The sequence below is a fragment of the Mycobacterium persicum genome (assembly GCF_002086675.1).
GTDB classification, from domain to species: domain Bacteria; phylum Actinomycetota; class Actinomycetes; order Mycobacteriales; family Mycobacteriaceae; genus Mycobacterium; species Mycobacterium persicum.
Map to the genome: position 1 here is coordinate 1 of NZ_MVIF01000054.1, position 14,991 is coordinate 14,991.

Sequence of the window (14,991 nt, forward strand, 5' to 3'; positions counted from 1 at the left end):
GGGTGGGATGGGCCGAGTGTATTTGGCGAGGCATCCGCGTTTGCCCCGCGAGGAGGCGCTGAAGATATTGCCGGCGGAATTGACTGGCGATCCCGAGTATCGCGCCCGATTTGAGCGTGAGGCGGCCCTGGCGGCCGGCTTGAATCATCCGCACATTCTCAGGATTCATGACCGCGGTGAATGTCAAGACCGCCTCTGGATCTCGATGGAGTATGTGGACGGCACGGATGTGGCCCGGCTGTTGTTGGAGCAATTCCCGGGCGGGATGCCGCTCGATGCGGCGGCGCCGATCCTCACCGCGGTCGGCTCGGCACTCGATTATGCGCATCATCGCGGGCTATTCCACCGCGACGTCAAACCGGCAAACATCTTGTTGACCGCCCCGGGTGGCGGGCAGCCGCGGCGGGTGTTTCTGGCCGATTTCGGACTTGCGCGGCGTATCGACGACACGACCGGACTGACGGCGACCGACGCGACCGTGGGCACCGTGGCCTACCTGGCGCCCGAGCAGTTGACGGGTTATCCGGTCGACGGCCGTGCAGATCAATATGCGTTGGCCTGCACGGCATTTAACCTCCTGACCGGAGTACCGCCATATCGTGATTCCAACCCGGCGGTGGTGATCAGCCAACATATCAACGTCCCGCCGCCCCCGATCGGTGCCTACCGCAGCGAGTTGGCCGCGCTGAATTCGGTGTTCGCCAAGGCGATGGCCAAATATCCTGCCGACCGTTTCGGCAGCTGTGCGGAGTTTGCCGCCCAACTGAGCCAGCAGCTGAATCCGGGTTTCGCATACGCCGGTGAGATTCCACAGCGGGCCGACACTGCAGACACCCAACCCGCGATTGACCGCAGGGTGCCCGCTCTTCCGGGTGCGCCGGCCGACCGCAAGCGATTGGCCCAGCGCCCGGGACTTCTCATCGGCGCCCTGGTGAGCATCCTGTTGCTGATCGCCGGTGGTGTCTTCGCGGTCGTCAAGCTGACGCAATCCCACAAGCCTGGCACCGCTGCGCGAAACGCCCCGAGTAGTACCTCGACGGCGGTAGCCAATACCGGTCCCTTTACGGGTGTCTACCGGGCCGACTTCAGCAAGGGCGCTACCTTCGCCGATACCCCGGTTCCAGGCGTGCCGCCGTCGACCGACAGCTACGCCGTCCGCTCGGCGTGCGGGACCGCCGGGTGCGTAGCGACGGCGTCGCACCTCAGCGGCGAAACCACATTTGCCCCGGCGATGGTGTTCGACGAGGTCGGCGGACGCTGGCTGGGCGTGGCCATCGGGCTAGACAAGTGCCAAGGCGCTCCCGCCGAAATCTGGGAAGTGTTCACGCTGCAACCTGGTCCCGACGGCGCCTTCACCGGCGAATTCACCGCCACGACCAGCAATAATTGCGTGGGCAAGCACACCGTGACCTTCACCCGCACCGGCGACGTCGACCTCAACAGCCTTCCCGACCCGGCCGGTCTGCCGCCGCGGGTGGTGTCGCCGGCCGAGGCGCTGCGCGGCAGCTACCACGAGAAGCGAACCTTCAGGATCGGACGCGTCACGCAGGAGACCGACTACGCGGTAACCACCGACTGTCTACGTACCGGCGACCGGTGCATGAGTTTCTTCCACGCGCCATCGGGTGCCGTGGAACCGTTGGTGTTCGGTGACGGCAACTGGGCCCTGGACACCGAGTCCGACACCGTGTGCCCAGGCAGAAACACCCCGATGCATGTGAAAAAGACCGGCCAGTATCCGCTGCCGCAACCACCGCAGGATCCGATCACATTGCTCAGCGGCCAGGGTAAGCAGGAACAGACCCAATCCTGCCCAGTCAATGTAGATTTCGACGAAACATTCACGCGCACCGGCGATTAGGGCCATGTTCTGGCCTGCTGCCCGAATTCCAACAGCGCCGAACCCGTGCCGGCTCCGGCCAGCGGTTGGCGCGGCCGGCGACGGCGATGATCCCGATATATGCGGTTCGGCCGAGTTGACGCACCTACGATGTGGCCATGTCGCTTGAGGTCGGCCAGGTGTTCGCCGGATACACCATCCTGCGGGTGCTGGGCGCAGGCGGAATGGGTCACGTGTATCTGGCGACGCACCCCCGCCTACCGCGCGAAGATGCCCTCAAGGTGTTACCTGCGGATTTGACCGACGATCCTCAGTATCGGGCGCGGTTTATGCGTGAGGCTGAGTTGGCGGCGGTCTTGTCTCATCCGCACATCGTGGGGATTCACGACCGCGGTGACTACGACGGTCACCTGTGGATCTCTGAGGAATATGTGGCCGGCGCCGATGCGGGACGTCTGTTACGCGAGCACTGGCCTGCCGGGATGCCGGTCGATGAGGCGCTGTCGATCATCACCGCGGTCGCCTCGGCGCTGGATTACGCGCATCATCGCGGATTACTGCACCGCGACGTCAAGCCGGCCAATATCTTGTTGGCCGAACCCGACGGGCAGGCACCGCGGGTTTTCCTGGCCGATTTCGGCATCGCCCGCCCCATCGAGGACGCGACACGATTGACCGCGACCAACATGGCGGTGGGCACAGTGGCCTACGCGGCGCCCGAGCAGCTGATGGGTGAACCGATCGACGGGCGTGCCGATCAATATGCCTTGGCCTGCACCGCATTTCAGCTCCTGATCGGCATGCCGCCGTATGAGGGTCCCAATTCCGCGGTGGTGATCACCAAGCATCTGAGTGCGCCATCGCCCTCGATCGGCGCCCACCGACCGCGGTTGGCCGAGCTGGACCCGGTTTTTGCCACGGCGCTGGCCAAAGACCCATCTCACCGGTTCAGCAGCTGCGGGGAGTTTGCCGAGCACTTGGGCCGGCAGCTGGGCCCGGATCTCTCGTCCGCTGTTGCGATTCCATTCCCGGACACCCCGCCAGAGATCGAGATAACCGCGCCGGCACGACCCACCGGAAGGCCGGTGCGACGGCATCCCGGTGTCCTGATCGGCGCGGTTGCGGGCATCGTGTTGCTGATCGCCGGTGGGACCTTCGCGGTCGTGAAGCTCACCCGCCACCACCAAGCGACCGGTGCACCCCACAGCGCCTCCACGCCAACTAATCCCGCGCCCGCGGCCGCCAACACCGGCCCGTTCACCGGTGTCTACCGAGTCCAGTTCGGGCCGGTCACCAGACTCGCCGAAGCCCCGGCGCCGGGTGCAATGCAGTCAACGGACACCTACGCCATCCGCTCCATGTGCGGGTCGGCCGGATGCGTCGCGACCGCCAGTCGCTTGAGCGGAGAAGTCAGGCTCGCGTCGACCACGGTATTCGATCAAGTCGGCGGCCGTTGGGTAGCAGTAACCATTGGATCAGCAAAATGTCGAGATTCGGCGTCCAGGATGTGGGAGGTGTTCACGCTACAAGCCGGACCCAACGGCACGTTCACCGGTGAATATCGCGGCGCTGCAAGCAATTCCTGTGCCGAGAAACGAACCGTAACCTTCACCCGCACCGGAGAGGTCGACGTCAACAGCCTCCCTGACCCAGCCGCTCTGTCGGCACGAGTCGCGTCACCGGCCGAAGCGCTGCGCGGCCGCTACCACATCACGCGAAACTTCAGCACGACAGTGCCGCAACAGCAGCAAGACGAGACCGTCACCACCGACTGCCTGCGCAGCGGCGAGAAGTGCATGAGCTATTTCTACTCCCCAACAAGCGACACGCCGCTGGTATTCAGCGACGGCAACTGGACTTTGGACCTCGAACACGAAGAAAACGTTCCGGGCTGCGTCAGCCTCTACGTGAAAACCACCGGACAGTATCCACTGCCGCAACCAACGCAGGACCCGATCACACGGCCCACCGGCCACGGTCGCCATCAACAATCCGGGTCGTGCGCAGTCAGCGTCGATTTTGATGAAACATTAACGCGCACCAGCGATTAACGCTGTCAACGCCGGGAAATGCCGTTCGACTCTCGAATATCGCCGGTGAGGCAACACACGAGTCAGCTGGCAGCCCCCGCCGAAATTGCCGCTAGGGCTGCGATCAGCCAGCCAACCGCAGCCGCTACGGCAATCTGGGCAAGTCTGGTCGACGCCCCGGAATTGAAATCGTCGCCTACCGTGTGATCCATGCCTGGCAGCTGTGGGGGACGGAACTCGCCGTGTGCAACCCGGGAGTCGGCGGCTAGCACGGACCCAACACTAGGTAGCCGGCGATGAGTGGATTGCAGCTGCGCGCCGTCGTACGGGACCGCGGTCTGGATGTGGAATTCGTCGTGTCGGCGGGGGAGGTGCTGGCGATACTCGGCCCCAACGGCGCCGGCAAATCCACCGCAATTCATGTCATTGCCGGGCTGGTTCACCCTGACATGGGTCTGGTGCGCGTCGGAGACCGGGTATTGACCGACACCGCGGCCGGGATCGAGGTGGCCACACATGACCGCCGGGTGGGGCTGCTCCACCAGGATCCGCTGCTGTTTCCGCATCTGAGCGTGGCCGCCAACGTGGTATTCGGACCGCTCAGCCGTCGCGGGATGTTCCGGTTGGCTCGTTCCCGGCGCAGGGAGTCGGCGCTGCGCTGGTTGAGTGAGGTGGAGGCCGCGCAATTCGCTGACCGCAAGCCGCGGCAGCTGTCCGGGGGTCAGGCCCAGCGGGTAGCCATTGCGCGTGCACTGGCGGCAGAACCTGATGTGCTGCTGCTCGACGAGCCGCTGACCGGACTGGATGTGACTGCAGCCGCGGCGGTACGGGCGGTGCTGCGGGGCGTGGTTGCCGACACCGGCTGCGCCGTGGTTCTGATCACCCACGACCTGCTGGATGTGTTTGCGCTGGCTGATCGGGTCATGGTGGTCGAGTCCGGGAAGATCTCCGAGATCGGTCCGGTGGCGGAGGTGCTTGCCGCGCCCCGGAGCCATTTCGGGGCCCGCATCGCGGGCATCAACCTGGTCAGCGGGACCATCGGCGCCGACGGCGCACTGCGCAGCTCGAGCGGCGCCGTTTGGCATGGAATCGCGGCGCAAGATCTCACCAGTGGCCGCGACGCCGTCGCGGTGTTCGCGCCGACAGCGGTGGCCGTGCACCTGGAACAGCCGCACGGCAGCCCCCGCAACACCGTCGAAGTGACCGTGACGGAGTTGCAGACCCGCGGATCCGGGGTCCTGGTGCGCGGTCCGGATCAGCCCGACGGCGCCCCGGGGCTAGCCGCAAGCATCACCGCCGATGCCGCGGCTGAGTTGCGGCTGACGCTCGGTTCGCGCGTGTGGTACAGCATCAAGGCGCATGAAGTGGCGCTGCACCCGGCCGCTCGCCGCTAGGGGAGCTGCCGATGACGAACAGCAGCCTCGACACTGGCAGGCCATCCTTGCTTCATGGCGACAACACGGTAGGTTCGTCGCCATGCATGAGGTGGACTCCAACACGAGACGTCGCAACGGACTGTGGGCAACGCTGGCGATCGCCACCGTAAGCAGCGCCGGCGCGCTCACCATCGCGCTGCCGGCGACCTCCTACGCCGACCCGGAGCCGGTACCCGCGCCGGCCACCACGACAGCGGTCGCGCCCCCCTCGACCACCCCAGCGTCGCCCGCACCCGCACCGGCGACCACTCCGGCGACACCGCCACCGGGAACGACGACGCCGAATGCGGCACCTCCACCGGCCGACCCCAATGCACCGCCACCGCCCGTTGCCGACCCCAATGTACCGCCGGTGCCTGTGGCCGACCCGAATGCACCGGAACCTGCCCGGATCACCAATGCCGTCGGCGGATTCAGCTTCATCCTGCCCCCGGGCTGGGTGGAGTCGGACGCTTCGCATCTCGATTACGGGTCGGCGCTGCTCAGCAAGGCAACGGGGGAGCCACCCATGCCCGGCCAGGCACCGCCGGTCGCCAACGACACTCGTATCGTGTTGGGCCGGCTGGACCAACGGCTTTACGCCAGCGCCGAAACCACCAATCCCAAGGCCGCGGTCCGGTTGGGCTCGGACATGGGTGAGTTCTTCATGCCGTACCCGGGCACCCGAATCAACCAGGAAACGGTTCCGCTCAACGCCAACGGTGTGTCCGGAAGCGCGTCGTACTACGAAGTCAAATTCAGCGATCCGGCCAAGCCGAACGGCCAGATCTGGACCGGGGTGATCGGTACGCCCGCGGGCAGTACGCCCAATGCCGGACCTCCGCAGCGCTGGTTTGTGGTGTGGCTGGGGACCTCGAACAACCCGGTGGACAAGGGCGCGGCAAAGGCTCTCGCCGAGTCGATCCGTCCGTGGACACCCCCGCCGGCGCCCGCGCCGGCACCGGCTCCGGGCGAGCCGGCGGCGGAGCCGGGTGCACCCGTGCCCGCGCCCGCTCCCGCACCGGTTCAGGCTCCGGCCGCGGGAGTGACGCCGACCCTCACGCCGACACCGCAGCGGACCCAACCGGCGTAACCGGCCGCCGCGAAACGCACATCCGCCCCTGGTTGACCGGGCGTCGCGAAGTCGACCATTCCCATCGCCGCGCGAACCGGGTATACCGAGATCACGGTCCAGCAGTCGAGTTGGGCTCTGTCGGTTATGAGCCGGTGATGACAAGGAGATCCCGATGGGTGTCATGGCAACCGAGTTTCTGGCCCGTTCCACGACGCTGACCAGTGTCGGCTGGATCGGCTACATCATCATCGGCGCCATCGCGGGCTGGATAGCGGGCAAGATCGTCAAAGGCTCGGGATCCGGGATCTTGATGAACATCGTCATCGGCATCGTAGGAGCGCTGATCGGCGGCTTCCTGCTGAGCTTCTTCGTCGACACGGCAGCCGGCGGCTGGTGGTTCACCCTGTTCACCGCAATCCTGGGCTCGGTGGTCCTGCTCTGGCTGGTCGGCCTGGCGCAGAAGCGTTAACAGCAGCTAACCCGTTGCGGCCGTGGCGGATTGCGGCATGATGAGGTGATGTCCGCAGCAGCGAGCACCCCAACGATGACGGCCTGGCAGGTCCGCCGGCCCGGACCGATGGACAGCAGCCCGCTCGAGCGGGTCCGCACCGAGATCCCCCGACCTGGGCCGGCTGAGCTGCTCGTGGCGGTGCACGCGTGCGGGGTCTGCCGCACCGATCTGCACGTCACCGAAGGCGATCTTCCGGTGCACCGCGAACGGGTCACTCCCGGACATGAGGTGGTGGGGGAGGTCATCGAGGTGGGCGCCGATGCCGGCGACGAGTTCCAGGTCGGCGACCGGGTTGGTATCGCGTGGTTACGCCACACCTGCGGGGTGTGCAAGTACTGCCTGCGGGGCGACGAGAATCTGTGTCCGAAGTCGCGGTACACCGGCTGGGACGCCGACGGTGGATACGCCGAATTCACCACCGTCCCAGCGGCTTTCGCGCACCACCTGCCCAGTGGCTACGGCGACAGCGAGCTTGCGCCGCTCTTGTGTGCCGGCATCATCGGCTACCGCTCACTGATGCGGGCCGAGCTGCCGCCCGGCGGTCGGCTGGGTCTGTACGGCTTCGGCGGCAGCGCCCATATCACCGCCCAGGTCGCGCTGGCCCAGGGTGCCGAGGTGCACGTGATGACTCGCGGGGCGCAAGCGCGCCGGCTGGCGCTCGAGCTCGGCGCCGCCTCGGTTCAAGGCGCCGCCGATCCGCCCCCGGTGCCGCTGGACGCTGCCATCCTGTTCGCTCCCGTCGGCGACCTGGTGCTGCCCGCCTGCGAGGCTCTGGACCGGGGCGGTACGTTGGCGATCGCCGGCATCCACCTCAGCGATATCCCGGCCCTGAACTACCAGCGGCACCTATTCCAGGAGCGCCAGATCCGGTCGGTCACATCGAACACCCGGGCCGACGCGCGCGCGTTTCTCGACTTCGCGGCGCACCATCACATCCAGGTCACCGCTCCGGAATACCCGTTGGGACAAGCCGATCGTGCGCTGAGCGACCTCAGCTCCGGGCGCATCGCGGGTGCGGCCGTGCTGCTGGTCTAACCGGGTTCAGGTGCTCAGGTGCCAGACCACGGCGGCGGCCAGCGCGCCCATCCCGTTCAGCGACCAATGCAGCGCTATCGGCGCGAGCAGGCTGCCGCTGCGCCGGCGCAGCCAGCTGAACACGAAGCCGGCCGCGCCGGTAGCCAATACCGCCAACGTCACCCCCGCCAGCATCCCGGCGATCCCGCCGCCGAACAGCCGCGTGAAGCCGACATTGGTGCTGGTCAGGCCCAATGACGTCGCGACATGCCACAGACCGAAGAGCAGCGAGCCCGCCATCGCGACGCCGCGAAATCCCCAGGCACGATTCAGCGCGCCGTGCAGCACACCGCGGAACGCCAGCTCCTCGGGAATGACGGTTTGCAACGGTATGACGAGCATCGAGGCGATCAGCGCGCCCGAGACCGTCGCGTAGCGGTTGTTCAGGAACATCGGTCGGGTCACCGGCACCAGCACGCCGACCGCGATCACCGACACCACCACGCCCACGGCGGCCAGCGCATACCCCAGACCGGATCTCCAGTGCTGCCGACCCAGGCCCAGTTCGGTCCAGCCCAGCCCACGCCACCGGACGAGGATCAGCAGACCGACGGCGGCGGCCGGGACGGTCGCGATGCTGGCCCACGGTGTGGTGAAGTGCGCCACCAGATTGGTCAGCACCAGCACCGCGACGACGACGGCGATATCGACGTGGATCCGCAGCCGCTCAAGTTTCGGCATCGGCAATGCCAGCGCGTCGTGCTGAGCGCTGGCAGGGGCCTGGTCCGGAGCTGGGTCACGCATCGTCGCGAGTCTACCCGCGCGCGGCCAAATGCCCGTTCTCTTCGGCAGCGCAGACCAGATCACGTGGCGACGCAATCGTCGGCCAGCTCGGAGCCGGGGCGGCTCACCCTTTGTCCGGCGTCAGCCTGCGGCGCGCGTAGTCCAGAAGTTCCGCCGAGAGCGCGTCTGCCGCCAACAGCCGGGGCAGCAGCTCGGGTTCTGACATTCGGGCACGGAAGACGAGACCGATGGTCACGTCATGAACGGGGCGGTGTTCGATGGTGATTGCATCACCGGCCCGAACCGTTCCGGGCGAGATCACCCGCAAGTAGGCGCCGGGTTTCCCCGCTTGGGTGAAGGTGTTGATCCAATGGCTCACGTCGAGGAACGCCGAAAACGTCCGGCATGGTGTCCGGGGCGCGGATACTTCCAGCACCAAGCCGTCCGTGCCGACGTGCCATCGGTCACCGATCCGTGCGCCGGTCACATCGATGCCCACGGTGGTCAGATTCTCGCCGAACATTCCGCTGCTCAGCGTTCGCTGGAGTTGAGATTCCCAGCCGTCCAGGTCTTCTCGTGCATACGCGTAAACGGCCTGGTCGTCGCCGCCATGGAATTTCTGATTGCCGATAGTGTCGCCGACCAGCCCGCTGCCCAGACCACCGCGCATCGGGCCCGGCGCTCTGACCATGACCGGTTCGGTTACCGCGACCTTGTCGATGCCCGTCACCTTCGACAATGCGCGGGGATCAGGGTTTGCTCGGGCACGGGCCACGTTCACCGACAAGACATGCGCCACCCGCACAGGCTAGCGCTGCCGCGCTGGTGGCCGGCAGGCACTGTACCCGGTCGTCTGGTTCCGGGCGCGAGGGTTGGTCAAGACCGACAAGACCTAAGTGGTGGACCGGGCAGGCCGGCGCGGCCGCTCGGCTGCGCGCAGTGCTCCATTTCGGCAAGCGCGGCCAACCGCACCAGGTCAGCGCGCAGCGCCTCGGTGCGGTCGTCGTGCTCGGGTATCAGCAATGCAACCAATCTGGATAACCACCGTGGCATCGAGACGCCTTGGAAAGCCTGGGTTAGCCGGGTGCCCGCCAGGGTGGGCTCCAGCCGGAAGTGCCAGGCGGTTGCATCGCCGGGACCTCCTGAGGTGATGTAGCCGAACTCGTTGGGCTCGTCGTAGGCAAAGATTGTGCAGCTACGCGACCATCGATAGCGGCCGCTGCGGTTGGTCCCGCGAAATCGCCGGCCCGGTCCCGCAGACGTCGCGCCATCGAGAAATCGCACCCGGCGGCACTCGTGGCTCCACTCCGGAACCCGAAGCGGATCGGCGACCAGCTGCCACACCGCCTCGATCGGGGCGGAAATTTCGACGCTGAGTTGTCCATTGAGTTTCTGGCGCAGCCGGGTGTCCCGCGCCAGATACCAACGGTGCCATGCGTAGCGCTGGTAGCCAGGGGCGGCAATGATCTCGATCGCCCACGCGACCGGCTTGGGGACCAGCGATCGGACTATCGCACGGTCCTCATCGCTGGCGTCATCGCACAGCCACAATGCGGTGAAGGCAAGCTCGGTTGGCTTCAGCGGCTTGACCGCATGGGCCTGTTCGATGGCATCCCACTCGGCCTGCGTCAGCGCCGCCGACACGACCGGCATAGTTTCGAGCTCCTCGCGCTGCAAGTGCGGCAGCAGCACCGCCGCCAGCCGGTTCAGCGTGTCAACCAGATCCAGGCGGGCCGACGGGTGCGCGGCGTAGCGCCGGGCGCTGTGGCTGAGCTGTTCGATCGCCGGTATCAGTGCGTGGTGGTCGGCGTCCATCGCGTCGAGAATGCCCGCTGCCTGCGAGACGCGTCGCCGCACCAGGGGATAAAGGCCGTCATCTTCGACGCGATGGTGGCGGTGCAGAAACTTCGTCATCCACACCAGGTGCTCGGCGACAGCCGAGCGCTGGCCGGGGTCGGGGTAGGGCCACCGGGTCAGCGCCAACTGCGCGCGGGCAATGTCGCGCCGCAGCGCGTTGTGGACGATGCCCATCATCCGGGTATCCGCGGGCTGAGCGACGGCTCTCATCGGGCTTTCCTTACTAGCTTCGCTTGGTCTTAGGCTTAGTGAAGCCGAGTTCGTCGAAGCTGGGCACGAGCTGCCCACGCCGGCGCGCCTCGGAGTCCAACCGCCGCTTCAGTCGCCGACTCGCCGACATCAGGTGCACCCCGCGCCGCAGCGGATTGGCCGGAATGATGAAGTCGTTGAGCGCTCGCTCGACGTCGAACTCGACGTGTTCACCGACGTTGCGGCAGTGCCCCACTAAGCACGCATTGTCCTGGCTTTCGAAGGCGGGCCCGTGGGTGTGGAACGTCAGGCAGGCCGGTCCGTCGATGATGTCGATGCCAGCGGGCGGGCGCATCCGGAAGCCGCCGGGGATCGGCTTGGCAGTGCGCACGCGCAGCGGCAGCGGCCAGCCGTCGAGTGTGACGCTGGTCAGCACCGGTAGGCCCAGTCGGTCGAGTGCGCCGCGCATCCGCATCCGCCAGTCCGCCGCTGCGCGGGTGGTCCAGGATCCGGCGCCGCGGCCCACCGGCGCGGGATCCGACGGCTCCACGGTCGGCGGGGTCTGCGGCTGCCAAAGTTGTGGCGGCTGATCAAGATTCCCGCCCCGCCACCACAGCACCCGGACCGGGGTGACTTCGATCCAGATGCGGGCCCAGTACCACGCCATCCGGCGCAGCATCACGGTGGGGATGCTGTCGAAGGCTTCCGGTAGGTGCGCGGCGACTTCCGCCAGATAGCGGGCTGAATTTGCCCTCAGATCGGCGTCGCGGACGGTGGCCAGGCCATGGATCACGAACGTCGCCGGATCGACGAGCCGGGAGCCCAGTGGCTGCGAAAATGACAGCGACACTTTGGGATTGCGCCGGGCCCGCTCCGCCTTGAGCGGGTAGGTGAGGCCGGTGGTCACATCGACGCTGCGTCCGTTTTCGCCGAGGTAAGGCGTGACCGGCCAGGTGATGGGTGCGCCGCCGCGGTCCAACGAGGCGTACTCCGTGGTGATGAACGCGCCCGCCTGGCCGCGGATGGTTGGCCAGTCCAAGGCGACCCGGGTGTCAAGGATGGATACCATCGCAACCTCCCAGGTACAGTTAAATATAGTATAGTCTATTGAATAGAGACAACTATAAGGACTTGGGTGCAATGGTGTCAACGAGTTCCCGGCCATCCCCGCGGCGCAAGTACGACAGCAGTCGTCGCCGCGCCGACGCCGAGGCCCGGCAGCGCAGGGTGATTGACGCCGCGGCCAGGCTGTTCATTGAGCAGGGGTTCGGCGCCACCTCCATCGACCAGATCGCCGCCGCGGCCGAGGTCTCAGCACCGACCATCTACGCGACGTTCGGCTCCAAAGCCGGTGTGCTGGCCCGCGCGATCGACGTCGCCGTCGTCGGCGACTATGAAGATGTCCCGGTGGTGGACCGGGTGCTGAGCCTTATCGGGGAGGCCGGCCCGCAGGCACTTCGGCAATTTGCCGCCGTCGCCCGTTTCATCCACACCATCAATACGCGGGTAGCGCCACTGATCCGGGTAATGGAGCAGGCGACGTCGGCCGACCCGGCCCTAGAGCAGCTGCGCACCGGTCTGATCCGCGCGCTGCGTTCCGATTGCGCGGCGGCGATCGAGAAGCATTGGCGAAACGCCCTGCGCCGTGGCCTCTCCAAGAAGGAAGCCGCAGACGTGATGGCGACGATGACGTTGCCGCAAACCTATTCGATGCTCACCGCCGACATGGGTTGGTCACCGGATCGCTACCAGAAATGGCTCGCCCACGCGTTGCCGCAGCTGCTGCTGCGGCCGGAACTCTTAAGCGACTGACCCGAGCCGTCGTCTCCTTAGGCGTTAGGAGTTGACGCTCACTAGCCGTTCGACTCCCAGACCCATCCCGCGATCCGGGGGTCGTCGGCGCCGTGCTCACGGGTATACAGACGTGCTGCGAGCCGCGCGTCGGCCATCCGCTGGCGTAGCACGGCGGCTCGGCTGGACAGTCCCTCAACGCGGTCGACGACATCCATGACCAAGTGAAAGCGATCCAGATCGTTGAGCATCACCATGTCGAACGGTGTCGTCGTGGTCCCGCGCTCCTTGAACCCGCGCACATGAATACGGGGATGATTGGCGCGGCGATATGCGAGCCGGTGGATCAACCACGGATACCCGTGATAGGCGAAGATGACCGGCTTGTCGCGAGTGAACAACGCATCGAATTCCTTGTCGGCCAAGCCATGTGGGTGCTCAGACTCCGGCTGCAGCCGCATGATGTCGACGACGTTGACCACCCGCACACCCAACCCGGGCAGTTCCCGCCGCAGAATGTCGGCGGCTGCCAGCGTCTCCAGCGTCGGCACGTCGCCCGCGCAGGCCAGCACCACGTCGGGCTCACCGGTCGCCGTGCTGGCCCATTGCCAGATGCCGAGCCCGCGAGTGCAGTGCGCGACGGCTTCGTCCATGGCGAGGTAGGACAGTGCTGGTTGCTTGCCGGCGACGATGACGTTGACATAGTCACGGCTGCGCAGGCAATGGTCGGCCACCGACAACAACGTGTTGCCGTCGGGCGGCAGGTAGACGCGTACCACCTCGGGTCGCTTGTTGGCGACCAGGTCGATGAATCCGGGATCTTGGTGCGATGCGCCGTTGTGATCCTGGCGCCACACATGGGAGCTCAGCAGGTAGTTCAGCGACGCGATCGGCCGCCGCCACGGCAGTTCCCGGCTGGTCGACAGCCATTTGGTGTGCTGGTTGAACATCGAGTCGACGATGTGCACGAAGGCCTCGTAGCAGTCGAACATGCTGTGACGGCCGGTCAGCAGATAGCCCTCCAGCCAGCCCTGACACAGGTGCTCGGAGAGCACCTCCATCACCCGGCCTGCCGCAGACAGATGATCGTCGTCGGCGCTGGTCTCCGACAGCCAGGTCCGCCCGGTCGCTTCGAACACGGCGCTGAGCCGGTTCGACGCGGTTTCGTCCGGGCCCATCAGCCGGAACCGATCCGGGTTGCGCCGGATCACGTCTCGCAGATACGTACCAAGCACCCGGGTGGCCTCGTGGGTTTCGCAACCCGGACGTGCCACCGGCACCGCGTAGTCACGGAAGTCGGGAAGATCGAGGTCGCGCAGCAGCAGCCCGCCGTTGGCGTGCGGGTTAGCGCTCATCCGCCGATCACCGGTAGGCGCCAGCGCCCGCAGCTCGGCCCGCAACGTGCCGTTGTCGTCGAAGAGCTCATCGGGCCGGTAGCTGCGCAGCCACTGTTCAAGCTGCCGGCGCCGCTCGGCGCTGTCATGGGTGTCGGCGAGCGGGACCTGATGCGAGCGCCAGGTGCCTTCGACCTTCTTGCCGTCGACCACCTTCGGCCCGGTCCAGCCCTTGGGTGTGCGCAACACGATCATCGGCCACACCGGCCGCGCGGAATTCTCGCCCGCGCGGGCTGCGTGCTGAATGGCCGCGATGTCGTCGAACGCGTCATCGAGCGCAGCGGCCAGCTGCCGGTGCACCCTGGGCGGATCGTCCCCGGAAACCGTGATCGGCCGGTATCCGTAGCCGAGTAACAGCGATTCGAGCTCGTCGTGCGGAATGCGGGCCAGCACCGTCGGATTGGCGATCTTGTATCCGTTGAGGTGCAGGATCGGCAACACCGCCCCGTCGATCGCGGGGTTGAGGAACTTGTTGGAATGCCAACTGGCCGCCAGCGGACCGGTCTCGGCCTCGCCGTCACCGACCACGCACGCCACCACCAGATCGGGATTGTCGAACGCCGCGCCGAAGGCATGCACCAGCGCATACCCCAGCTCGCCGCCCTCATGAATAGACCCCGGGGTCTGGGCCGCCACATGGCTGGGGATGCCGCCGGGGAAGGAGAACTGCCGAAACAGCCGCCGCAATCCCTCGGCGTCTTCCCCGATACCCGTGTACACCTCGCTGTAGGTGCCTTCGAGGTAGGCGTTGGCGACCAGGCCGGGACCGCCGTGCCCGGGGCCGGTGATGTAGATGACGTTGGCGTCGCGGTTGCGAATGACCCGGTTCAGGTGGGTGTAGACCAGGTTGAGCCCCGGCGTCGTGCCCCAGTGTCCCAGCAGCCGGGGTTTGACGTGCTCGGCTGACAGCGGCTCGACCAGCAGCGGGTTGTCCAGCAAGTAGATCTGGCCGACCGACAAGTAGTTGGCGGCACGCCAGTACGCGTCGATGCGGGCCAGTTCGTCGTCGGAAAGGGTCGCGACTGTTGGGGTTTCAGGGCTCACAGGGCTCACCGGGCTCACCGGGCCGATTGTGCGCGCCCTCGGTGAACT

12 protein-coding genes are annotated in these 14,991 nt (G+C 66.6%); 7 read left to right on the forward strand and 5 right to left on the reverse strand.

Features of this window, described 5'->3' with window-relative positions; genetic code table 11:
- From BST40_RS32575 to BST40_RS16700, 6 genes are all read left to right on the forward strand, one after another.
- The coding region (locus tag BST40_RS32575) for a serine/threonine-protein kinase (RefSeq protein ID WP_142276748.1) at window positions 1-1,861 on the forward strand (1,861 nt) is incomplete at its 5' end.
- Between the two features lie 137 nt (window positions 1,862-1,998).
- Complete coding sequence (locus tag BST40_RS16680; RefSeq protein ID WP_083154844.1) at window positions 1,999-3,891, forward strand: serine/threonine-protein kinase; 1,893 nt, start codon at window positions 1,999-2,001, stop codon at window positions 3,889-3,891.
- 275 nt (window positions 3,892-4,166) lie between these two features.
- Window positions 4,167-5,264, forward strand: coding sequence for a sulfate/molybdate ABC transporter ATP-binding protein (locus BST40_RS16685; RefSeq protein ID WP_083154846.1), 1,098 nt, complete (start codon window positions 4,167-4,169; stop codon window positions 5,262-5,264).
- An 82-nt stretch (window positions 5,265-5,346) separates the two neighbouring features.
- Entirely contained in the window at window positions 5,347-6,378 is a 1,032-nt protein-coding gene (locus BST40_RS16690; RefSeq protein WP_083154848.1) for an alanine and proline-rich secreted protein Apa, read from the forward strand.
- A gap of 154 nt (window positions 6,379-6,532) precedes the next feature.
- Window positions 6,533-6,829 (forward strand): GlsB/YeaQ/YmgE family stress response membrane protein, encoded by a 297-nt coding sequence (locus BST40_RS16695; protein WP_083154850.1) that lies wholly within the window; start codon window positions 6,533-6,535, stop codon window positions 6,827-6,829.
- Between the two features lie 48 nt (window positions 6,830-6,877).
- On the forward strand, window positions 6,878-7,906 hold the full coding sequence (locus BST40_RS16700) for a zinc-binding alcohol dehydrogenase family protein (RefSeq protein WP_075546631.1): 1,029 nt from the start codon (window positions 6,878-6,880) through the stop codon (window positions 7,904-7,906).
- Window positions 7,907-7,912: 6 nt separating this feature from the next.
- Here BST40_RS16700 and BST40_RS16705 read toward each other — a convergent pair whose 3' ends face one another.
- The 4 genes from BST40_RS16705 to BST40_RS16720 form a co-directional block, all read right to left on the reverse strand.
- On the reverse strand, window positions 7,913-8,626 hold the full coding sequence (locus tag BST40_RS16705) for a CPBP family intramembrane glutamic endopeptidase (protein ID WP_089025183.1): 714 nt from the start codon (window positions 8,624-8,626) through the stop codon (window positions 7,913-7,915).
- 166 nt (window positions 8,627-8,792) lie between these two features.
- Window positions 8,793-9,467 carry an MOSC domain-containing protein gene (locus tag BST40_RS16710; RefSeq protein WP_075546630.1) on the reverse strand — a complete coding sequence of 225 codons (675 nt, stop codon included), beginning with the start codon at window positions 9,465-9,467 and terminating at the stop codon, window positions 8,793-8,795.
- Window positions 9,468-9,544: 77 nt separating this feature from the next.
- Window positions 9,545-10,735 carry a hemerythrin domain-containing protein gene (locus BST40_RS16715; protein WP_083154854.1) on the reverse strand — a complete coding sequence of 397 codons (1,191 nt, stop codon included), beginning with the start codon at window positions 10,733-10,735 and terminating at the stop codon, window positions 9,545-9,547.
- 13 nt (window positions 10,736-10,748) lie between these two features.
- A complete protein-coding gene (locus tag BST40_RS16720; protein ID WP_083154856.1) occupies window positions 10,749-11,783 on the reverse strand; it encodes a pyridoxamine 5'-phosphate oxidase family protein in 1,035 nt (344 codons plus the stop codon).
- Between the two features lie 71 nt (window positions 11,784-11,854).
- On the opposite strand from BST40_RS16720, the gene BST40_RS16725 reads away from it, so the two are divergent.
- Window positions 11,855-12,526, forward strand: a complete 672-nt coding sequence (locus BST40_RS16725) for a TetR/AcrR family transcriptional regulator (RefSeq protein WP_240316407.1) — start codon at window positions 11,855-11,857, stop codon at window positions 12,524-12,526.
- A 41-nt stretch (window positions 12,527-12,567) separates the two neighbouring features.
- Here BST40_RS16725 and BST40_RS16730 read toward each other — a convergent pair whose 3' ends face one another.
- Complete coding sequence (locus BST40_RS16730) at window positions 12,568-14,943, reverse strand: phosphoketolase family protein (RefSeq protein ID WP_089025182.1); 2,376 nt, start codon at window positions 14,941-14,943, stop codon at window positions 12,568-12,570.
- Between the last annotated feature and the right edge of the window lie 48 nt (window positions 14,944-14,991).